The organism is Caldicellulosiruptor diazotrophicus, from assembly GCF_017347585.1.
Taxonomy (GTDB): domain Bacteria; phylum Bacillota; class Thermoanaerobacteria; order Caldicellulosiruptorales; family Caldicellulosiruptoraceae; genus Caldicellulosiruptor; species Caldicellulosiruptor diazotrophicus.
This window is the reverse complement of sequence record NZ_AP024480.1, coordinates 300,001-322,195: the sequence shown is the minus strand read 5'-3', so window position 1 is coordinate 322,195 and position 22,195 is coordinate 300,001. Positions and strand designations below refer to the sequence as shown.

Annotated in this window: 19 protein-coding genes, 1 tRNA gene, 2 rRNA genes and 1 riboswitch (1 of these 23 cut by a window edge); of the genes, 8 read left to right on the top strand and 14 right to left on the bottom strand. The window is 36.3% G+C overall.

Going from position 1 to position 22,195, the window contains the following annotated elements:
• Positions 1 to 30 precede the first annotated feature (30 nt).
• Positions 31 to 1,566: a DUF3794 and LysM peptidoglycan-binding domain-containing protein gene (locus CaldiYA01_RS01345; RefSeq protein WP_207180583.1), complete on the bottom strand. Its 1,536-nt coding sequence runs from the start codon at positions 1,564 to 1,566 to the stop codon at positions 31 to 33.
• 186 nt (positions 1,567 to 1,752) lie between these two features.
• On the bottom strand, positions 1,753 to 2,025 hold the full coding sequence (locus CaldiYA01_RS01340; protein ID WP_207180581.1) for a Veg family protein: 273 nt from the start codon (positions 2,023 to 2,025) through the stop codon (positions 1,753 to 1,755).
• Between the two features lie 210 nt (positions 2,026 to 2,235).
• Between CaldiYA01_RS01340 and CaldiYA01_RS12230 the strand changes: the two genes are divergently transcribed.
• The 7 genes from CaldiYA01_RS12230 to metE all read left to right on the top strand — a co-directional run bounded on the left by CaldiYA01_RS12230 (position 2,236) and on the right by metE (position 7,724).
• Positions 2,236 to 2,451 (top strand): DUF7788 domain-containing protein, encoded by a 216-nt coding sequence (locus CaldiYA01_RS12230; RefSeq protein ID WP_238480569.1) that lies wholly within the window; start codon positions 2,236 to 2,238, stop codon positions 2,449 to 2,451.
• 49 nt (positions 2,452 to 2,500) lie between these two features.
• Entirely contained in the window at positions 2,501 to 2,629 is a 129-nt protein-coding gene (locus tag CaldiYA01_RS12225; RefSeq protein ID WP_408612165.1) for a DUF7788 domain-containing protein, read from the top strand.
• 180 nt (positions 2,630 to 2,809) lie between these two features.
• Positions 2,810 to 2,902 (top strand) — tRNA-Ser (locus CaldiYA01_RS01330).
• Positions 2,903 to 3,147: 245 nt separating this feature from the next.
• Entirely contained in the window at positions 3,148 to 4,140 is a 993-nt protein-coding gene (bioB, locus tag CaldiYA01_RS01325) for a biotin synthase BioB (RefSeq protein WP_207180579.1), read from the top strand.
• Between the two features lie 139 nt (positions 4,141 to 4,279).
• Positions 4,280 to 4,480, top strand: coding sequence for an AbrB/MazE/SpoVT family DNA-binding domain-containing protein (locus tag CaldiYA01_RS01320; RefSeq protein WP_238480567.1), 201 nt, complete (start codon positions 4,280 to 4,282; stop codon positions 4,478 to 4,480).
• Positions 4,481 to 4,487: 7 nt separating this feature from the next.
• Positions 4,488 to 4,748, top strand: a complete 261-nt coding sequence (locus CaldiYA01_RS01315; protein ID WP_207180577.1) for a hypothetical protein — start codon at positions 4,488 to 4,490, stop codon at positions 4,746 to 4,748.
• Positions 4,749 to 4,970: 222 nt separating this feature from the next.
• Positions 4,971 to 5,195: riboswitch (cobalamin riboswitch) on the top strand.
• 255 nt (positions 5,196 to 5,450) lie between these two features.
• On the top strand, positions 5,451 to 7,724 hold the full coding sequence (gene metE, locus CaldiYA01_RS01310) for a 5-methyltetrahydropteroyltriglutamate--homocysteine S-methyltransferase (protein WP_207180575.1): 2,274 nt from the start codon (positions 5,451 to 5,453) through the stop codon (positions 7,722 to 7,724).
• Between the two features lie 74 nt (positions 7,725 to 7,798).
• Here metE and CaldiYA01_RS01305 read toward each other — a convergent pair whose 3' ends face one another.
• The 10 genes from CaldiYA01_RS01305 to CaldiYA01_RS01260 all read right to left on the bottom strand — a co-directional run bounded on the left by CaldiYA01_RS01305 (position 7,799) and on the right by CaldiYA01_RS01260 (position 19,639).
• Positions 7,799 to 9,307, bottom strand: coding sequence for a response regulator transcription factor (locus CaldiYA01_RS01305; protein ID WP_207180574.1), 1,509 nt, complete (start codon positions 9,305 to 9,307; stop codon positions 7,799 to 7,801).
• Positions 9,282 to 11,072, bottom strand: a complete 1,791-nt coding sequence (locus CaldiYA01_RS01300; RefSeq protein ID WP_207180572.1) for a sensor histidine kinase — start codon at positions 11,070 to 11,072, stop codon at positions 9,282 to 9,284. The genes CaldiYA01_RS01305 and CaldiYA01_RS01300 overlap by 26 nt, the downstream gene beginning before the upstream one ends.
• 60 nt (positions 11,073 to 11,132) lie before the next feature.
• Positions 11,133 to 12,035, bottom strand: coding sequence for a carbohydrate ABC transporter permease (locus CaldiYA01_RS01295; protein WP_207180570.1), 903 nt, complete (start codon positions 12,033 to 12,035; stop codon positions 11,133 to 11,135).
• A gap of 28 nt (positions 12,036 to 12,063) precedes the next feature.
• Complete coding sequence (locus CaldiYA01_RS01290; protein WP_207180568.1) at positions 12,064 to 12,990, bottom strand: ABC transporter permease; 927 nt, start codon at positions 12,988 to 12,990, stop codon at positions 12,064 to 12,066.
• Positions 12,991 to 13,102: 112 nt separating this feature from the next.
• Positions 13,103 to 14,749, bottom strand: a complete 1,647-nt coding sequence (locus tag CaldiYA01_RS01285; RefSeq protein WP_207180566.1) for an ABC transporter substrate-binding protein — start codon at positions 14,747 to 14,749, stop codon at positions 13,103 to 13,105.
• 251 nt (positions 14,750 to 15,000) lie between these two features.
• The gene (locus tag CaldiYA01_RS01280; protein ID WP_207180564.1) at positions 15,001 to 15,987 is read right to left on the bottom strand and encodes a glycoside hydrolase family 130 protein; all 987 of its coding nucleotides are present in this window, start codon (positions 15,985 to 15,987) and stop codon (positions 15,001 to 15,003) included.
• A 71-nt stretch (positions 15,988 to 16,058) separates the two neighbouring features.
• Positions 16,059 to 17,066 (bottom strand): substrate-binding domain-containing protein, encoded by a 1,008-nt coding sequence (locus tag CaldiYA01_RS01275; RefSeq protein ID WP_207180562.1) that lies wholly within the window; start codon positions 17,064 to 17,066, stop codon positions 16,059 to 16,061.
• A 102-nt stretch (positions 17,067 to 17,168) separates the two neighbouring features.
• The gene (locus CaldiYA01_RS01270; RefSeq protein ID WP_207180560.1) at positions 17,169 to 18,341 is read right to left on the bottom strand and encodes an AGE family epimerase/isomerase; all 1,173 of its coding nucleotides are present in this window, start codon (positions 18,339 to 18,341) and stop codon (positions 17,169 to 17,171) included.
• Between the two features lie 168 nt (positions 18,342 to 18,509).
• Entirely contained in the window at positions 18,510 to 19,154 is a 645-nt protein-coding gene (locus CaldiYA01_RS01265) for a ThuA domain-containing protein (RefSeq protein WP_207180558.1), read from the bottom strand.
• A gap of 29 nt (positions 19,155 to 19,183) precedes the next feature.
• Positions 19,184 to 19,639, bottom strand: coding sequence for a VOC family protein (locus CaldiYA01_RS01260; protein WP_207180556.1), 456 nt, complete (start codon positions 19,637 to 19,639; stop codon positions 19,184 to 19,186).
• 264 nt (positions 19,640 to 19,903) lie between these two features.
• Between CaldiYA01_RS01260 and CaldiYA01_RS01255 the strand changes: the two genes are divergently transcribed.
• The gene (locus CaldiYA01_RS01255) at positions 19,904 to 20,851 is read left to right on the top strand and encodes an AAA family ATPase (RefSeq protein WP_207180554.1); all 948 of its coding nucleotides are present in this window, start codon (positions 19,904 to 19,906) and stop codon (positions 20,849 to 20,851) included.
• A 191-nt stretch (positions 20,852 to 21,042) separates the two neighbouring features.
• On the opposite strand, the gene rrf is transcribed toward CaldiYA01_RS01255, so the two are convergent.
• Both rrf and CaldiYA01_RS01245 read right to left on the bottom strand, forming a co-directional pair.
• A 5S ribosomal RNA gene (rrf, locus tag CaldiYA01_RS01250) occupies positions 21,043 to 21,160 on the bottom strand.
• A 70-nt stretch (positions 21,161 to 21,230) separates the two neighbouring features.
• A 23S ribosomal RNA gene (locus CaldiYA01_RS01245) occupies positions 21,231 to 22,195 on the bottom strand (it continues 2,007 nt past the right edge of the window).

Genomic DNA, 22,195 nt, shown 5'->3' with positions numbered 1-22,195 from the left:
TTCATTTCTAAATGAGGCAGTTTACTTTCTCTATTTAACTATTAAAAGTTTTTGCCCAGGTACAATTTCTTCTTTATCTATCTGATTGAATTCTATGATTTTTTCTACTGTTGTTCTGTATTTTTTTGCTATTTTCCACAGAGTGTCATTTTTCTGGACAGTATAGATGTACACACTTGCAAGTCTCTCATCTTCTTTTTTTATCTCTTCTACAAACTCTAAATCAGATAAAATTTCTTTCGAGAGAGCTCTTTTTATCCACGCTTCAATCGCAAGATGAATTCTCAGTTCAATTTCAGATGTAGAAATGATTGAAAATGATATGTTTTCTATCTCAATATTTGCAAATGCCCTGTCGGTCTCTTCTACCCCTTCTATATCCAATTTAACATCAAAAGGAATTTGCGATGTTGTATTTTTTATGATATCCTGCTGGTCTTTTGAAAGATAAATCAAAAATATAACAGCTACACCTTTTATATTAACTTTATTCTTTTCTGGCTTTATAACATCTATCTCAATCCTTCCAGAAACTGAAAATACCTGTTCAGGTTCCGTAGGAAGAGTAATTATATCTTTTAAAAGATGTACATGTCGAACTTTCCCAACAAATTGTTCTATGCTGAGAATTTTTTTAGAATCTTTTATCTCATACGCTGTCGAATATGCATCAATAATGGGTTCAATAGTTTTTACATCATGGAATGCTATCTCAGCTTCAATGGTTATGTCATACTCTATCCTGCGAAGTTCGCCCACTTCATCAGTTTTTGGCATAACCTTGAAATTTTTGATATAAAACTTCACAGTCGGTTCAACATCATCAGGACTGTCTGGAAGTTCAGATTGGTGCTGGATTAACACCTCATGCTCAACCATCTCAATAGGATTTTGCCCAATATCTGGTGAATAGAGGGTCTTTAAGTCTACTTTTAAATCAAAAGTTATCTTTTTTCTGTCAAATTTGATGTTCCTGTCTGAAAGCCTTGCAAAACATCGTAATATTTCTCTGATCGAAGGTTTACCTTGAGATATCTCTAAAATCTCCCTTTTTGAAATCTCTTCTTTTATAGTATAAGGATTCGAAATTGAAATTTTTTCTTTTAAATACTTTATCGAACTTTCTTCAATATCGGCAAGATACTCAACAGTAGTTGGTGCTTTTACCAAAACAGTAATCTCTGCAATTGCCTTGGCAGAAAGTTTGCGAGGACTTAAAAGTGAACAAAATGTATAAATAAGATCATCTTTCACTTCGTACGCCATTGTAGGTCTAATCCCCAACATGTCAAAAGTTTTTGAAAACTCAGCTGAACTTGAAACAGAAGCAATTTTCTTCTGTGGATCAGTTGAGAGATAAATCACCTGAAATTCTATTTCGCCTTGAACAACTACCCTGTCATTTAAAATTTCAACATTGGTAATCAAAACTTTGCTGTCAGTTTGAAGCACCTTTAAAGCATCTGGTTTTATCTCTGGAAGCAAAATTTCGCCTTCAACAATTACTTTTTGTGAATCTGTACCATAAATATTCATGTATTCAATCTTTTCAAATCTCTTTTCCAATTCTAACTTGCCTCCGTTTAATGTTCTTTTACTATATAAATATATGCCAAGATGTCCCAAGAATATGTAAAATAAAAAAGAGCTTACTCTAAAATGTTTTAGAATAAGCTCTATTTGAGTAGTTGACAAATCAATATTTTCGATTATAATAGAAACATACAAGAAGTTTCAACAAAACTATAGAGTTTACATGACACCTACTTTTGTATTTGTCCTACAAAGAATAATTTCTACCGTATTTGTAATGAGATCAGAATAGGTGTATGTTACACACCTGAACTGTTTACATTCTCTGTCAACTGGAAACTTGACAACGAAGATGTTTGAATAAGTGTTTTCTAAAATACCTTCAACCTCAATCATCTTTTTTCGTCCTTTATTTGCGCGAATTAAAACCTTTTCGCCTTTTAGGGCTTCTATATCCTTTTTTAGCTGTTGAAGGTGAAGTTTATCAACCACCTTAACATCACTGCCCCTCTAAAAATATTTACTTTTCATATTGCATGAAAATTTCTCCATTTTACTACATTCAAAAACAATAATATTATATCACTATTCTTTTTTTTTGTAAATAGAGGGGGTAAATATTATAAAGACTTTTTAAAAAGTTGTCAAGAACCTAATTTCAGAGTTTTTGTCGAAAATAACGGTTTAAATACAACAAATTTATTGTTTTTTATTTCTTTTCTCATAAATAGAAGCATTTTTGATTTTTTTGATATATCTTTTAGCTTTTTTAATACTTTTTCTGCAAAACCTAAGCTACAAAAAATCCAAGGACAAACTATTTATGAGAAAGTTAAAATTTTGGAGAATGCACACTGGGAATGCAACACAGATATTGAAGCAGTCTTCACACTCATATTAAAATATTGCAATAAATAAAAATTTAGCACAAGAGGACTTGCCCCAAAAATTATATATTGTCTCAGACATGGAGTTTGACGAAGCCACAAGAGTTTCACCTGACGCACCACTTTTTGATGCGATAAGAGAAAGGTATAAAAATCATGGATATGAGTTGCCTACTTTGGTGTTCTGGAATGTCTCAAAAAATATTTGAAAACCTTATTAAAAATCAACTTCCAGATCCTGTAGAATTTATGCTTGAAGTATTGAACAATGAAAGATACTCTGTTATTCAAATATAACTTTTCGAGTTTTTACTTCTTGCTTCTAACTTTCCCATTGTCAAAACTCAAAATATGCCTTATAATAGATAAAGTGAAAAGGGAATAGTAGCGGAGAGATGGCCGAGTGGTCGAAGGCGCACGACTGGAAATCGTGTGTACCCCCAAAAGGGGTACCGAGGGTTCAAATCCCTCTCTCTCCGCCATTTTTATTGGGTTTTTAGGTGGTTTAAATTGGAATTAAAAAGGCAACTTTCCCTTCAAAAACCTTGCACCAGTAAACAATAATTTTTGTACGAGTTTATTTTTATTGTTAGACATCTTTCGTATCTTCTTCTTTGAAACAATTATTTTTTTGCTTCTATGTAAACCGTATTTTAATTTATAGTTTACTATTTGTAATTTATATGCTATCATTAAAATTAAACATTTTCGTTTGGAGATGATTTAGTTGCTGAATTTTTTTCAATCAGTTCAATTTGTTAAAGAAGTTGAAAAAATGATAGTTGAGTATGAGAGAGATATTAATTTCAATGAGGCAATTATACTTTATGAAATTGCAAAACATGATGCAGACCTGGTAAAAAACCTTGCCAATACTATAAAACAACATTATTTTGAAAACACAATTGAGCTTTGCTCTATTTTCCCTGCAAAGGTAGGACTTTGTTCTCAAGACTGCAAGTTTTGCTCCCAGTCTATCCATCACAGTTGTTCAATTGAGATAAAAGATCTTGCAACGCTTGATGAGGTAACAGAGTATCTTGAGAATGTAATATCTTTTCCAGCAAAAAGATTTTCCTTAGTCACAAGTGGTGAAAAGCTTAATGACTCAGAATTCGAAAAAATTTTAGACATCTATTCATATATCTCAAAGAATTATAACATTCTTTTGTGTGCATCGCTCGGCTTTCTTACTCAAGAAAGGGCAAAAAAGTTATTGAAAGCTGGGGTTGTAAAGTATCACAATAACTTAGAGACATCCAGCACATATTTTAAAAATATCTGCTCCACCCATACTCATCAGCAAAAGATTGAGACTTTAAAGATTGCAAAAGAGGCAGGTCTTGAAATCTGCAGTGGTGGAATAATTTCAATGGGCGAGGATATGATTGAGAGAATTAAGCTTGCATTTGAACTGAGAGAATTAAAGGTTGATTCTGTTCCAATCAACATATTAAACCCAATAAAAGGCACGCCTTTGGAAGATATGAAGATCATAGACCAAAACGAAATTTTTATCACCCTGGCACTATTTAGAATTATACTACCAAGGAAGACCATTCTTCTTGCAGGCGGGAAAGAAAATGCACTCGGAGATAAGGAAATAATGGCATATGAATGTGGAATAAATGGTTGTATGGTTGGAAATTATCTTACAACAAAGGGAATGGAAATAAGGGAAAAGATTGATATGCTGAAATTCTTGGACTTAATATTTTAAATTGAAAAATATTTAGCAAGAATATACTAAAGTTAGAAAGTAAAACTTTCTAAGCTTTAAGAGGTGAGAAATGGTGATAGTTTAAATAAAGTAAAAATCCCGAGTGATAATTCCAGCTCAAATTCTGAAGAAATTAGACTTGCGTGTAGGTGATTTATTACAAATAGAGGAGAAGGATGGTAGGATAATTTTAACGCCTGTAGTAACTATTGCGAAAGAGCAGGGGTGGTTTTACTCTGAGAAGTGGCAAAGAGAAGAAGCAACTGTAGAACAGGAAATCAAGGAAGGCAAACTCATGGTGGCTAATTCGTTGCAAGAGTTATTTGATGATTTGGGTTGAATGACGAATGAAGATTTATTACTCGCAACTTTTCAAAGAAAAAGTAAACAAATTGCCACCAGATGCAAAAAAGATACTAAAGAAAAAGTTAGAACTATTATTACAAAATTCATACCACCCTTTTTTGCAAACTAAAAAAATCCAAGGGACAAAAGATATATTTGAAACAGGCATTACGATGGGAATAAGACTGACATGGCAGTACAAAGAAGATGGAATAATTTTTAGAAATATTGTTGAACACGATAAAGCTTTGAAAAATACATAAACTTGCTTATTTATCTTCTCTATAAAAATAACTTCAATGTTGTTTTTATAGTTTCATTTGTTGTTGCAATCACAGTTATATATCAAAAATTTTTAATATATTGACAACTCCTAACTTTTCAATTAACATGTTTGATATAAAATTCATTGCATAAATACAATTGTCAATTTTCATTGCAAATATGCAATACAAAGTTTGAAAAATTGAATATTTGCGATAGGCACCTTTACCTATCAAGCAGGTGCTGCCATTTGGCGGCTTAATAGGGAAAGCGGTGAAAATCCGCTGCAGCCCCCGCTACTGTGAGCACTGACAAGCCCTCAATAAACTTTTGCCACTGGAAGGTTGGGTTCCTCTCCTGAAAAGTGGGGCTTGCCTTCTGGGAAGGCCAAAGAGGGTTTTGGATGAGGTGCGAGCCAGGAGACCTGCCTGTTTGAGATGCCTTGTACTGTCTTCGGTGGGAAGTACAGTCAAGGTGGTAAAGACCGGAGGGGTGTTTTGTTCTTTTTTAGCCCTTGTCATACATTGTTTTAAAAGCTTTTATTCTTTTTTAAAAAAGCATTTTAAAAGCAAAAGCTTTTTGAAAACGCTAGTAATGGGTCTTTACTGCCTTGACGCAATTTGTGCCTTTTTGACGGCAGTAAAGGCCCATTTTGTTTTGGGCATAAGAAAAAATTTTAGTTAGGAGGTTGAAAGTGTAAGATGATTTCAGTTGTTGGTTTTCCAAGAATAGGCCAGAATAGAGAACTTAAAAAATGGGTTGAGAGCTATCTTGACAAAAAGCTTTCAAAAGAAGAACTAATACAAAATTCAAAAGAGTTGAAAAAAACTCACTGGCAACTTCAAAAAGAGTATGGTGTTGACCTTATATCATCAAATGATTTTTCGTTTTATGACACTTTTTTAGACCATGCAATGCTTGTAGGATCAATACCTGAGGAATACAAGTCGGTTTTTTCAGACGACCTTGACCTATACTTTGCTCTTGCAAAAGGGTATCAAGACCAAAAAAACGACTTTAAAGCTTTGCCAATGAAAAAGTGGTTCTTTACAAACTATCATTATCTTGTACCTGAAATCACTGAAAAAACCAAATTTGAGCTTTCATCAACAAAACCTTTTGATGAATTTGCCGAAGCATTTTCGATAGGAATCAAGACAAAACCGGTGATAATCGGTGCTCTTACTTTTCTGAAGCTTTCCAAAAAATCGAATGTTGATATGTATGACAAATCTTTTTGGGAAAAGCTACTTGATGTATATATTCAAATACTAAGAAGGTTTGAAGAGTTGGGTTGCGAGTTTGTTCAGATAGATGAGCCAATACTTGTCACTGACTTGAGTACAAAAGATATAGAACTTTTTGAAAGTTTCTATCGCAATCTTCTTTCTCATAAAGGAAATCTAAAGGTACTTCTTCAAACCTATTTTGGAGATGTCAGAGACTGTTTTGAAAAGATAATCTCCCTTGATTTTGACGCAATTGGACTTGACTTTGTTGATGGAAAATTCAATTTAGATCTGATTAAAAAATTTGGTTTCCCACAGGAAAAGTTCTTGGTTGCTGGAGTTGTAAACGGCAGAAATGTGTTTAAAAACAACTACAAAAATACGCTTGAGCTTTTAAATATGCTCTCCTCCTTTGTTGACAAGAAAAACATTGTAATTTCAACATCATGTTCTTTGCTCTTTGTGCCATACTCTTTAAAGTTCGAAACAAATCTTGATAGCGAAAAAAAGAAGTTTTTAGCGTTTGCTGAAGAAAAATTAAAAGAACTGTCTGATCTAAAACTTTTATTCTCTCAAGAAAACTTTACTGCAAATAGTATGTATATTAAAAATGTTCAGCTTTTTGAAGAACTTGAGAAAAATAAGATTTCAGATATCAGCACAGCTGTAAATAATCTTACAGACGATGACTTTGAAAGAAAACCATGTTTTGAAGAAAGAATTAAGCTTCAAAAAGAGGTTTTAAAGCTTCCACAACTTTCGACAACAACAATTGGGTCATTCCCACAAACCCAAGATGTAAGGTCCGCTCGAAGCAAACTCAAAAAAGGTGAGATAACATTTGAAGAATATGAAAGCTTTATAAAATCCAAAATTGAAAGGGTAATAAAGCTTCAGGAAGAAATCGGGCTTGATGTGCTCGTCCATGGCGAATATGAGAGAAATGACATGGTAGAGTTTTTTGGTGAAAATTTAGAAGGGTTTTTAATTACTCAAAACGGCTGGGTTCAATCATACGGTACAAGATGCGTAAAACCACCAATAATATTCTCAGACATAAAGAGAAAAAGACCGATTACAGTTGAGTATATAAAATATGCACAGAGCCTAACAAAAAAACCTGTTAAGGGAATTTTGACAGGGCCTGTGACAATCCTTAACTGGTCGTTTGTGCGTGAAGACATACCATTAAAAAATGTTGCTTTCCAGCTTGCTCTTGCAATAAAAGAAGAGGTTTTAGAACTTGAAAAAGAAGGTGTAAAGATTATTCAGATTGACGAGGCAGCACTGATTGAAAAACTGCCGCTAAGACGATCTGAACAAAGTGAATATTTATCATGGGCAATAAAGGCATTTAAACTCACATGCTCAAAGGTAAAACCAGAAACTCAAATCCACACACATATGTGTTATAGCAACTTTGACGAGCTTTTAGACGAAATAGCAAAGATGGACGTTGATGTTATAACTTTTGAGGCAGCTAAATCTGATTTTACCTTGCTTGACAGCATAAACAAAAGCAGTTTAAAAGCTGAGGTAGGTCCTGGCGTGTTTGATGTTCACTCACCAAGGATTGTATCAAAGGAAGAGATGAAAAAGCTCATTTTAAAGATGATAGAAAAGGTTGGAAAAGACAGGCTGTGGGTAAACCCTGACTGCGGTCTTAAAACCAGAAAAGAAGAAGAAGTTTTACCAACATTGCAAAATATGGTTCTTGCAGCGTGGGAAGTTAGAAATAACTTATAAAATAAGTTCTCCTCCTCACATAAAAACAAAAGAAGGCTGGGAATGTGCTTTTTGCAAAAGTCCCAGCCTTCTTTTTATACTTTTCTGTACTTTTTCCTATACTGATTAGGCGTCATGTTGCAAAATTTTGCAAAACACTGTATAAAATAGTCTGTGTCGTTGTACCCAACTGCCTGTGAAATTTCGTATATTTTCATATTAGTGGACAACAAAAGCCTTTTTGCTTCTTCAACTCGTATCTTTTGCAAATAAGAGTTGAAATACATTCCGTAATGCTTTTTGAAAAGCTGACCCAAGTACACAGGATTCAGATAAAACTTTTGCGCAACAGATTTCAATGTCAGGTTCTTGTTATAGTTTTCCTTTATATACTTTTCAAGCTCGCTCATGATACCGTTAGATAGGCTTGTTTTCCAATGCCTAAACTTGTTCAGTACTCCTTCACAAAATTTTAGCATACTTTTTTCTATATCCTCAACGTTTGAAAATTCCAACTTCAAACTTGAAAAGTACTCTATTTCATCTTCTAAATTTAGACCCATCCTACTAAAATAAGAGCTTATAGATACCACTACAAAGCTCAAATACGTCCTCAAAAAGTCAAGCTGATACCTTTCTTTTTTAATATCCTCAATCATTTCTTTAATTATCTTTTGTAGGTTCTGGCTATTCTCTTCTTCAATAGCCAAAATGAGTTTTTTGTCATATTCTTTTAAGTACAAAAGCTCTTTTGAACTGGGCAGACTGCTACTATAAAATGCGATTCCTGTCTGATTGTAAAAAAGTGCAAAGTTCAAAGAGTATGCTGCTTCGTAAATAGCATCAAAAAATTGAGTCCATTTTGAAATCTTTCTTGAAAAAGCAAACACAATCTCTGTTGCAAAGTCAACAATATTTTTTATGCTCTGATATGCCTTTTTGATGTCCTCTTCAGATGTTGCAACTACGTAGTACTTGCCTTCAACCTCTGAAAACTCATACACAAGTCCTTCTCTTTTAAACTGCTCAAAACACTCCTTTATCCTTAACAACATATTTTCAATTCTCTCATCAAGATAGAGACTAAGCCAGTTCGACATTTCTTTAAAATAAACTATTCCAACATAAACTCCATTTTCTATATTAATATTGCTATTTTCTATCGTTTCTTCAAAACTTTTCTCAAGAGCAAGCAAGCTTTTACCTTCTTTAATTAACTCTCTCTTTTTGAGTTTTGACTTTATTTTCATGAGCGTGTCAACAAGCTCTTCTTCTTCAATGGGCTTTAATATGTAATTGACAACACCGTGCTGGATAGCTTTTTTTGCATATTCAAAATCTGCATAACCACTGATGATTATCACTTCAGGCGGATTTTTTATCTCCCTTTTAACCTTCTCGATAAGGTCAAGACCACTTAAAAGCGGAACCTTGATATCGCTGATGAGCACGTCAACCTGCATCTTTTCCATAAACTCAAAAGCAGAAAGACCATCTTCTGCCTCGCCCACTATCTCAAACCCGAGTTCTTTCCAGTCAATCAAGTTTTTTAGCCCTTCTCTCATAAATACCTCATCTTCAACTATCAACACTTTGTACAGCATCCTCAAATTCCCTCTTGTTAGGAATTTTTATCACAACTTTTAATCCCCCAAGCTCGCCTCTCAATACATCAAAGCTAAAATCTTTGTCATAAAACAGCTCAAGCCTTCTAAAAACATTTTTAAGTCCCACACTACTTGCCATATCAGACGAGACTCCTTTTATAGACCGCAAGAGTTCTGTTATCTTATCATCTTCTAAGCCTTTTCCGTTGTCTTCAACATGTATTGCTATCATATCACCTTCTTTGAAAACCTTGACCAAAACCTTCCCTTCACCCTTGCTATTTTCTATCCCATGAACACATGCGTTCTCAACAAGAGGTTGTATGGTCATCTTCGGTATCTTTGTTGACTTTACATCCTCCTCAACCTCAATCTCAAATTTTAGCTTTTCCCCGAACCTGTACTTTTGTATCTCTAGGTAGTCATAAATAGCCGAAATTTCCTCTTCAATGGTTATAAGGTCGTTCCCCCACCTTATGCTTCGTTTTAAAAGCTTTGCAAGAAGTTTTATGACTTTAGCTGTCTCAAACTCTTTTTTGAGCATACTTCTCATGCGGATTGTTTCTAATGTGTTAAAAAGAAAATGAGGGTTTATCTGGCTTTGTAGCGCATTTATCTCTGCTTGTTTTTTCTCCAGTGCCAGCTCTTTTTGTTTAAGTTTATATTTTATTTCCTTTTCAAGAAGCTCTTTTATCTTTTGTGCCATGATATTGAACTCTTCTATAACCTGGCCTATTTCATCTTTACCAGCTTCAATGTCGATACTTTCAAACTGCTGTTTTCTTGCCTTTTTTATGTGCCTTGCTAAAAGAGATAGCCTATTTATAACAGAATTTACTATTAAAAATAGTGCAAAAAATGCAAGTAAAAAACACAAAACTACAATTGCAAGATAATTTCTCTGATGTTCAAGCAGCCTTTTTGATATTTCGCTATTGTTGGTTGTCACAATGTATCTCCAGTTTTCAAAGTAAGGAAGCTCTGTTGATAGAAGCTTTTCAAACACGATTGTTTGATTTTTCTCTTCCTTCAAAAGGTCACTGAGTCTTCCAACCTGGTTGTAATACAAAAGGTCACTGAAATATACTGTGTCTTTATCATCTGCTATAAATATGTGACCATCTTTAAACGTGCTCAAAATACTGTTAAGATACACTCTGTTCAGATCAATTCTCAAAAATTTTTTAAATTTGCTATTTTGGTACTTCGGAACATACTGTTCATAAAAGTTAAGATTTAGCACAATAGAAACATACGGTTTTTCATTCTCAAGACCACTTAACACATAGAGGTTTTTGCCCTCTTTTTCTCCTTTTTGCAAAAACTTTTTATATTCATCTGTCAAAAACGCCAGCCCATCAGCATTTAATATAGTAGGATTGTTACAGTATATTGTTATTTGCGAAATTTGCGGATAGAGTATTCTTGCGTTTTGAAGTACGGGTTTTATGTTCTTTTCGTACGCATAATAGAATTCCTCAACAGACAAATACGGAGTATTTACAGTTTCAATAACTCTCGGGTCCGAATATATGGTATATGCAAGATTTATTGCAAGCTCAATAGCTTTCTTGAAATTTGAAATTGCCATATTTGACGCATTTTCAAGCTGGCTGTGGAGCTTATCATTTATATAAAAATCAATCTGCGAGATAAATTGGCTACTCAAAATCAAAAGGGGAATAAAAACAAATACAAAAAATATGGAAAATATCTTCTTAAACAGCGGAATATCATTTATAATCTTAATTACTTTGCGCATGAATCTTTCCATCTTCTTTTAAGCTAAGAGAATATTGATTTAATTATAACACAATCTTTTTTATTCTTTTATACTACCAATTGTAAGACCATGTATAAAGTATCTTTGCAAGAATGGATATACAAAAAGTATGGGCAGTGTTGCAACTATTGTCATGGTTGCACGGATAGCAGTTGGTGTCACAGTCCTGCCAGAAGATGTAAACGATGCTGAGAAGTCGGGGTTGGTTGATGCAGACTGAACAGACTGCAGTATCTTTTGAAGCTCAAACTGCAAAGTAGAAAGCTCTGGTTTCCCGGAGTTATACAGGAAGGTGTCAAACCATGCATTCCACTGACCAACCGCAACCCAGAGTGTAACAGTTGCCAAAACAGGAAGACAGAGAGGCATTATTATCTGGAACAGTATCCTGTATTCGCTTGCACCGTCAATCTTGGCTGACTCAATAAGACTTTGAGGAAGTCCGTCTATATAGCTTCTTATCACAATTATATTGAATGCGCTTACCATACCAGGCAAAATGTACACCCAAAACGTTCCAACAAGATGAAGATTTTTCATAAGAAGGTATGTGGGGATAAGACCGCCGCTAAAATACATTGTAAACACGATAACTCTGGAGATAAACTTTCTGAATATGTAATCCTTTCGACTAATCCCATATGCAACCATCAAACACGAAAGAACATTTGCAATACTTCCTACAACAGCTCTCAAAACTGATATTAGGGTTGCATGGTATATGTCAGGATTGCTGAGGATGACTTTATAGTTGTTGAGTGTGAATTTTCTTGGCCACAGATATATTCCACCCCTTATGGAATCAAGCGCATCGTTAAAAGAAATAGCAAGTATATTCCAAAAAGGATATAAAGTAGCTATCATCACGATTATCATGACTGTGTATACCACAATGTCAATGACCAAATCCTCTGTTGTTCTGTACTTTGCTGACGTTTGCACTTTCTAAAACACCCCTCAATAAAGTTTTTTAAAATACTCTTTCACCTTCACCAATCTTAGATGCAATTCTATTTGCAGTTGTAACAAGAATCAAGCTCACAACTGAGTTAAAAATACCAGCTGCTGTGGCATATGACCATCTACCACTACCAATACCATATCTTAAGATGTATGTCTCAAGGATATCCGAATAGTCTAACGTAGAAGGTCTTTGCAAAAGGTACATCTGTTCAAACCCAGCGTTCAAAATCCACCCTACGTTCATAATAAGAAGAATCTTTACTGTGGGTAGAATACCTGGCAAGGTTATGTACCATATTCTTTTCAGCCTGCCTGCACCATCTATACTTGCAGCTTCATAAAGCTGCGGGTCGATGTTTGTCATTGCAGCCAAGTATATAATTGCGTTCCAGCCCATCTCTTTCCAAACCTCTGTAATTGGTGCAATGAACCAGAAATATTGAGGTTCGCCCAAAAAGTTAATTGGTTCTTTTAGAATATGGAATTTGACAAGAAGGTCGTTTATTATCCCATAGTCAGGTGAAAGCACTGTGTATATAATATTTGCTGCAACAACCCATGAAACAAAGTGTGGAAGGTAGGAGATTGTCTGCACTGCCCTTTTAAATAGCATGTTTTTAATCTCATTTAGAAGTATTGCAAACGTAATGGATGACAAAAAGTTAAATATGAGTTTCAAACAGCTTATGACCAAAGTATTTCTAAGCGCCTGGAAAAAATAAACATCTGAAAATAGGTCCACAAAGTTTTTAAATCCAACCCATTCGGAATTTTGAAAACCAAGATAAGGTTTGTAGTCTTTGAAAGCTAATAACCAGCCCCACAGCGGAAAGTAGTTAAAAATTAGCACCATAATCAAAAAAGGAAATGTAAGAACAATTAGCTGGCGCTGGTTGTAGATTGTTGAAAAGAATCTTTTCTTAGATGACTGCATCTTCCTTTTCCTCCTTAAAAACTTGTAGCGACAATTAAATTAAATACTCACGGAACACCTGTTAAATTAGGTGTCCCGTGAGCTTTAAAATTGATAATTTCTAAAACACCAATTAGTTCCACTCTTTGAGTCTTCTTTGAATCTCTTTTTGTCTGAAATCAATTACCTTTTTGATAGGAATACTTTTCATCTTGTTAAGATATTCATTCCAGATTTTATCGTACTCACCCGGTTTTGCCATTATAGCTTTTGTGATGTATCTTCTTTGCAAGTCATCAGCCTGGTTTTGGATTGCCTGCAGGTCGTCTGGAAGCTTGATATCCCAACCATATCCATACGGTGAGTTCCATGTTGGTGAGAACAAGTCTTTGAACGACTTAATCTTATAAGCTTTCAAAACTTCCTTTTCATATGGTTTATACCTCTGCTCTAATGCCTGGTCTGAGTAGTCCCAAGAAATCTTTCCGCTCTTGTCTGAATATGTCCAGTCAAACGGTGGTCTTGGGAATGCAAACCAGATATTTCCGCCAATGCCCTGTTTCTTTCTGTAATCTGGGTTCATGTAATTTTGAATTTGTTTTGCATCTTTATACATCTTACCATCCTTTACGTAGTAGTCCTGGCCTTGGATACCCCAGTTAATGAGTTTTAAGATATCTTCGCCAGCCATTCTGTCCAAGAACTTGAAGGCTGCAACCGGGTCCTTGCACTTCTTTGTAATTGATATTCCGGCACCTGTTCCCATTGTAACCACGTTGTATCTATCTCTCTTTACACCCTTTTTCAAAACTGGCATTGCAATAGGAATTCTGTCGTAAAGTCCTTGTTTTTCGAGAGAGTCTATTGCAGACTGTATCTGCCATCTTTCATCATAAAAACCAACAACCCTGCCCGACGAAATTTTTGCTAAGTATTGGTCATAGTTTTGTGAAAACATCTCTTTGTCAAGAAGACCTTCGTTCCACATCTGGTTGAGTATCTTGTAATATGTCTTTGCATATGACATTGTATAGCTGTCTTTTACAACACCTGTCTTTTCATCGATAAGCCAGCCGCCATCGTTTGGATAGCCTTCAAGCCTGAGTGGCTGCTGCATCAGTACATAGATTCTCCAGCTGTCAGTCAGCGCTGTAAAACCTATCGTTGGTTTTCCATTGTATGTTGGATGTTTTTTGACAGCGTCCTTTACGATCTTGAAATATGTGTCAATATCTCTTACAACTGGCCATTTATTCTCTTTCAGAATGTATATAGGCAGCCAAAAACCAGCAAATGAATACAGTGGGTCAGATTCCTCTCTGAAAGGTGTAAGGTAGTAAATGTGCCCATCTTTTGGATATTTGAGTTTTTTAAGAGCTTTTGAGTCATACCATTTCTTGATGTTCTTGCCATACTTAGCAATGTAATTATCCATCGGAACTAAAGCTCCTGCTTCAATAAACTTATTTATAACGTTGTGCGCATTGATTAAGTCCGGCAAGTCACCACTTGCAAGCATGATACCTGCCTTTGTTTCCTCATCACTGCCGACGATAAACTCAAATTGGAGTCTTACACCTGTTAGTTGTTCAACCTTTTTACCAATTGGTGTCTTCCACACATCAACCGGCTCTGCATTCGAATCACCCCAATAAATCTTAAAAACTATTGGGGGTTTGGACGCTGCTACTGCCTTTGTTGGAGTACTTAAAAATCCAGGAACAATGATGGTTATCAAAAAGGCAATAGCAACCAATAAAGTAACTTTTCTTTTAAACATAATCAATCCTCCTTTTTAGAATGTAATTTTTGTATAGAAAAACTGCAAAACAACTACATGTTCATTATAAGATTTGTGGTGCATATTTAACAACCCGAGAAACTTAATATTTTATACCGCAGATTTTAGATTTTACTTTACCAGTAAACAAAGCAATTTCAAACTTGAAAAAAATTACAAAATCAAAAAGGTCAGCAGTTTTGCTCTACTGCCGACCTTTATTTTATATTTTTTATCTATCAATATTTTTATTATTCCTGGCTCTCTTTTTTGAGAAGTTCAATTATATCCTGAACATAAGCAAAAGCAAGGTTTACAACAGTATCAGCACCACCATAATAAATTGCAAGCCTACCCGTGCTGGCGTCGCAAAGTGTCGCGCATGGGAATGCAACGTTTGGAACATCGCCAACACATTCATAATACTCTTGTGGTGAAAGAAGATAAGATTTTGACCTTGCCTTTACAACCCATGGTTTTTCCAAATCCAAAAGCGCTGCACCAAAGCTGTATACATATCCATTACATGAAAGAAGTACGCCATGATAAATTAGCAGCCATCCTTCGCTTGTTTCAATTGGTGTTGGCCCTGCCCCTATTTTGAGCGACTGCCAAGGTGTGTAGCCTGCTGACATTACATGTCTGTGGCAGCCCCAGTGAATCATATCAGGGCTTTCGCTGTAGAATATGTCACCAAATGGTGTGTGCCCCGTATCTGATGGGCGGGATAGCATAGCGTATTTGCCATTTATTTTCCTCGGGAAAAGCACACCGTTTCTGTTGTATGGCAAAAACGCATTTTCAATCTGATAGAACTTTTCAAAGTCGAATGTATAGCCAACACCAATTGTCGGACCATGATAGCCATTGCACCATGTGATATAGAATCTATCTTCTATGAAAGTTACTCGTGGGTCATATTTGTACTCACTTACAAGCGGGTCTCTTGTCTGCTGGATGAAGTTGATTGGTTCATCATCAATCTCCCAGTTGTAACCATCCTTGCTAAACCCACGTCTGATGTTCATTCTTCTCGCTTTATCATCCACCCTGAAAACTCCTGCAAAACCATCTTTGAATGGAACAACCGCACTGTTGAAAATGCTGTTTGCATCTTTTGCCTGATTTCTCTTGATAATTGGGTTGTGTTTAGACCTCCATACAATGTCCTTGCAGTCTTTAGGTCTTTCTTCCCAAGGCATGTTTGGAAGTGATTGCCCTATTATTTTGATATCCATTAGTTCTTTCCTCCTCCATATTTTTTGATTTATGCGAATTTAAAATGTTATCCGACCATTTTGAAAAAGTATTATTTCAAAGCCTTGACAGACTCTCTTATAATAATCTTGCCTTTTATGAGCATTTTGCCATAATGCTTTTCTCCCTGCTTTATCTTTTCAACCATCATCTTGGCTGTTCTTCTACCCATCTCTTCCAAATTCACACGGACGGTGGTAATTTTGGGCTGTGAAAGCACTGCATGAAGGCTATCATCAAACCCCACCACTGAAACATCATCCGGCACCTTATATCCTCTTGATTTGAGCTTTTCTATTGTAAGATAAGCAGTCTTGTCACAGTTGCAAACAAATGCCGTTGGAAGGTTTTTGGGCAATATAATATCTATGAAATTGTTGTTGTCATCCCTGTCTTTTATTATCCAATCCTTGTTGAGATCTATCTTGTTCTCCAAAAGCGCCTTGTAAAAGCCCAGAAACCTGTCTTGAATGCTGCTTGTTGCGTAGATGTTTCCTACAAACCCAATCTGGGTGTGACCCTGCTCTATTAGCATGTTGGTTATCTCGTATGTTGCGTAAAAGTTGTCTGTAATTACACAGTCAACGTTAAACTTGTCACAGTAAAAGTCTAAAAACACTGTCGGGTAATTATAACTTAAAATCTTTTGAATGTAGTCAAGACTCATCTGACCCAAAATAACAACACCGTCTACCTTCTGTTCTAAAAGCGCGTTAGGTACAGAAAGATCATTTTCGTCTGACTGGCTTATAATGTTGAAGGTTGTTGTAAAGCCAAGTTTTTCTAAACTGTTTGAAAGATGTTTGTAAAGGTCTATGTAGAAATAGTCGTCTTTGCCATAATACTTTTCTGACGATATCACACCGATAGAATACGTAAGGTTTTCTCTCAGCATCCTTCCTTTTGCGTTGTAGATATAACCCATCTCCTGGGCAGTCTTTATAATTTTCTCTTTCAGGGATGAACTAATATCAGGACTGTCCTTGAGCGCCTTTGACACTGTTACCTTAGAAACACCAAGCTTTTCGGCAATATCTTTCATAGTAACTCTCTTGTTCATTGTACTTTTTTCCCCTTCAAATAAGGCTTCACAAACCTTTTCTTTTTTACTTACTATTATACTTTATTTCTCTGTAACTTTACAGGGTCAGGCTCGAAACTTTTAGTAAACCCTTTTTATTATCTCCAAACACATTCTGCCATTATGATACGGGCACTTCCATGGCTCAACAATTGGCATTTTAGCTGCTTTTAAATTCTCATCTACCATCCACAGCCACTCAGAGTTCTTTCTTCTGTCAACAAGATGATTTTTTATGAACTCCCATGTCTTGACGGCTGCATCTAAATATTTTTCCTCTTTTGTCTTTTGATATGCATTAAAAAATCCAACAACTGTCTCTGCCTCAACCCACCAGATTTTGTTTCTATCAACCCTGTCTTCTACCTTCTCGTTTATGAGACTTTGACCATCAAAGGCTTCTTTTAAAGTCACTTGTGCAACCTCTAATGTGATCTTTTCAACCTCTTCTTTTAACTTTTTATCCTTCAGATACTTGGCAGCTTCGTCTAAAAGCCAACTTGCTTCAATGTCATGTCCATATGATACTGCTTTTATAAGTTCGTTCCAGTTGTCATCGCAAAATACCTTGAAGTGACCTGTTCCTTTTTTGTAAATCTTGTCAACAAAGAGTCTAACTATCCTCTCAAGCGCCTCATACACATCATCAAGTTTTAAAATCCTGTAGAGGTTTGTATAGCTCTCCAGTACATGAAGATGCGTGTTCATTGTTTTTGAGGCAATTAGTCCATTTTCGCTCAAAAACCTGTTTTCTTTTTCTTGCCAGTTTCTATCAAACTGCTCTGTATATCCATTTTTACTTTTGCATTTTGTCTCCAAAATCTCAAAAAGCCTCTTTGCCAAACGAAGAGCTTCTTTATCGCCAGATGCTTCATAATACTCCGAAAGTCCGTATATGCCAAAAGCCTGAACATAAACATGTTTTGTTACATCAACGGGCACACCTTTGTGGGATACATTCCAGAAAAGTCCTTCATACTCTTTGTCCCAAAACTTGTTTTTTAAAAATTCAAACGCATGAAAAGCCAGCTCTTTGTATTTTTCACTTTTCAGCACATTGTAACATGCTGAGAAAAACCACAATATCCTCGAGTTCAAAATACAACCTTTTTGAGCTTTCTTATTAATATTGAGATTAAAATCCATATATCCATAGTAGCCACCAAATTCGTCATCCTTTAAACCTTGCCAAAATGGTATTATCTTTTCATCAAGATGACTTTTTATATCTTCTTTAAACCTGTTAATATCCATTTTCTACCAACCTTCTTAAATGTTATGCAAATGTGTTACTTAATCGTTCACTTTATATTTCTATATTAATTGTTTTTTTATATTCTGTCAATTGTTTTTTAAAAAGGGCTTATCCTAAATTGTAGCCGGATAAGCCCTTGAAAAAGTCTTATTTATATTTTTAAAGTCCTACTTGAAAAGAAAAACCAAAACTGTTTTGAGAAGTTCCTGAAAATTATTATCCAAAAGCCCATCTTCTCTGTGAGCAGGAGTTAATGCAACTACTTTGCCCTTGCCAAAATTGTGCCACCATCCTGCAATTGAACTGCCGTCTTCTGATTCAGAGTAAAGATAGATATTGGTATTCTCTTCGTCGCAAAAAACAAAATAGTGTTCATCCATAATTTCAAAATCAAACTCTTTGTTCTCAAGAGTAGCTTTATGGGAAGAGTGATATCTTACAGGTTTGTGCTTATCTGGATGAAACTTAAAATACCCTCTCACAAGTTTGCAAAACTCTCCTTCTTCAGGATATGAGGCAAGTCCCGAGTGCCATACAAAAAGCCTTCCACCGCCTTCAACATACTCTTTTATTCTCTTTGCCAACTGCTCTGTCATCCAGCACTTTATAATTTCATCCTGTGGATTTATCCTGTTCTCTGCAGAGATTACAATTGCATCTGGATTTTGAGAAAGAAACTCCTCAAAGTTTTCAATAGATGTATCTATTATCTCGCAATTACCTAAAGCAGCATTTGTGGTTTGCTTTAAGGCTTTGAGTAGGTTGTCATGGCTGTGGTAAAAATCTCCAACCAAAGCTAAGATTCTTTTCATATTCTAGCTCCCCACTTCCCTAAAATATTTTAAAAGTTCTCCAAAAGTTCTAAGATGAATTTAAGTTTATTGGTACTTTCCATGTAAGCATATCTTCCACCTGTGTAATCCCCTTTTTGAACAACCCCAATTCCTTCTTTTTTAAGATTTTCAATTTTTTCATCCATGTTCTTTACAAATACACCTATATGGTGAATACCCTCACCATGAGTTTCTAAAAATTCTCTCCAAGTAGATGGATTCTCATCTGGTTCAATTAGCTCAATTTCTATGTTCTTGAAATTCCTGAAAAATGCAAGTTTTGCTCTGGCATTTGTAGGCTTTCCTCTATACTCTGTGTGTGTTTTTTCGTACCCTTCAGTTTCGATAATCTGTGGAACCTCAACTCCAAAAAACTGCGCAAAGTCTTTTGCCGTCTTTTCAATGTCCCTAACAATTATTCCTATCTGAACAACAACATCTGTTCCCAAAATCTCGTTTGCCACCTTTTATGCCTCCTTTGAAATTGTTTACATGACAATATTATATATCACTTTGTTAAGTTATGGGTATCCAAATTTTTGCTTTATTTTTGCACATTTTTGATAAAATAATACTTTATATTTTGTAAATTTAAAGTGTTTATAGTTGATTGAAATACCTTCTTAAAAGAGGTAAAATAATCTTGTAGGCAGACTATGTAAGTTTAAATAAAACATAGAAAGGTCAAAATCTTTAATATACAATATAAAGGAAAGTAGGAATGAAAAATGGAGATAACAAATGTAGCAAAAAAAGTTATTCAAAATATATCAAAAGTAATTGTTGGAAAAGAGGCTCAAATTGAGCTTGTAATAACATCTCTTTTCGCTGGCGGTCATGTTCTTTTAGAGGACGTCCCTGGCACAGGAAAAACAATGCTATCAAAGGCTCTTGCAAAATCCATAGATTGCAGTTTTAAAAGAATTCAGTTCACGCCAGATCTTCTGCCATCTGACCTCACAGGTATATACTACTTCAACATGAAAACACAAGAGTTTGAGTTCAGACCAGGTCCAATTTTCACAAATATACTTTTGGCTGATGAAATAAACAGGGCAACCCCGAGAACACAGTCAAGTCTTCTTGAATGCATGGAAGAAAGACAGGTGACAATTGATGGTATCACACACAAGTTAGAAGACCCATTTTTTGTTATTGCTACTCAAAACCCCATTGAAATTCAAGGAACATATCCTCTCCCTGAGGCACAGCTTGACAGGTTCTTGATAAAGCTCAGTTTAGGATACACAAACAAAGAAGAGACTATCCAGATGCTCACAAGGTTCAAAGAAAAAAATCCTCTCGATAGTATAGAACCTGTAGTAGCAAGGGATGAGGTAATAAAGATTCAAGAAGAGATAAAAGAGGTGTATGTAAACGAAGATATTCTATCTTATATATACGAAATTTGTCAAAGCACAAGAGAACACGAAATGGTTCAGCTTCCTGCAAGCAACAGAAGCTTTATTGCTCTTATGCGTGCATCTCAAAGCCTTGCAGCTGTCCGAGGCTACGATTTTGTTCTTCCTGATTTTGTTAAGTACTTAGCTCCTTTTGTCCTCAGCCATAGGATTCTACTCAAAAATCAATATATAATCAAAAATGCAAAGTCGTCAGATGTGATAAACGAGATACTTGAAAAGGTACCAGTGCCAAGTGAGAATTTCGCTTTTTGAAAGGACTTTAGAAATAAAAAATGTAAAGCTTTATTTTTAAGATTAGCTTTTTAAATTAGAAAACCAACTCAAAAAAGTATCTTTTACTTAAAAGTATTTTTGACACCTGCAGAAATTTTCGCGTTTTGAGCTGAAATCTTTTTTATGATAGGTATTGTTAAACAATTAACATTCGAACACAAAAATAAAAAATCCGGCAGCCACCTACTTTCCCGTGCCGTCTCCAGCACAGTATCATCGGCGCTCACGAGGCTTAACTTCCGTGTTCGGAATGGGAACGGGTGTTTCCCTCGCTCTTTCGCCACCGGATTTGTTATCAATATTCATTTTTTCAAAAGCTTTTTAAGCAGCCTCGCAAGTGAATAGGAGGAAAGCTCTCTTGGTCAAGCTCCTCGGGCCATTAGTACCGCCTTGCTCAACGCCTTGCGGCGCTTACACATGCGGCCTATCTACCTGGTAGTCTTCCAGGACCCTTACCACCACTTACGGTGTGGGGTATCTCATCTTGGGGTGGGCTTCACGCTTAGATGCTTTCAGCGTTTATCCCATCCGGACTTGGCTTCCCAGCCGTGCCCCTGGCGGGACAACTGGTAAACCAGCGGTCCGTCCAACCCGGTCCTCTCGTACTAGGGTCAGCTCCCCTCAAATACCCTGCGCCCGCGGCGGATAAGGACCGAACTGTCTCACGACGTTCTGAACCCAGCTCACGTACCGCTTTAATGGGCGAACAGCCCAACCCTTGGGACCTACTTCAGCCCCAGGATGCGATGAGCCGACATCGAGGTGCCAAACCTCCCCGTCGATGTGGACTCTCGGGGGAGATCAGCCTGTTATCCCCGGGGTAACTTTTATCCGTTGAGCGACGGCTCTCCCACTTGAAACCGCCGGATCACTAAGCCCGACTTTCGTCCCTGCTCGAGGTGTCCCTCTCACAGTCAAGCCACCTTACCGCCTTTGCACTCTTACCGCACGATTTCCATCCGTGCTGAGGTGACCTTTGGGCGCCTCCGTTACCTTTTAGGAGGCGACCGCCCCAGTCAAACTGCCCACCTGACAGTGTCCCATCACTCGGTTCAGAGTGTCTGGTTAGTGCCCCAGTGCACCCAGAGTGGTATCCCACCGTCGGCTCCATGGATGCTGGCGCACCCACTTCTCTGCCTCCCACCTATCCTGTACAGGGCACACCAAAACACAGTGCCAGGCTGCAGTAAAGCTCCACGGGGTCTTTCTGTCCAACCGCGGGTAACCAGCGTCTTCACTGGTACCACAATTTCGCCGGGCACACCGCCAAGACAGCGCCCAAGTCGTTACGCCATTCGTGCGGGTCGGAACTTACCCGACAAG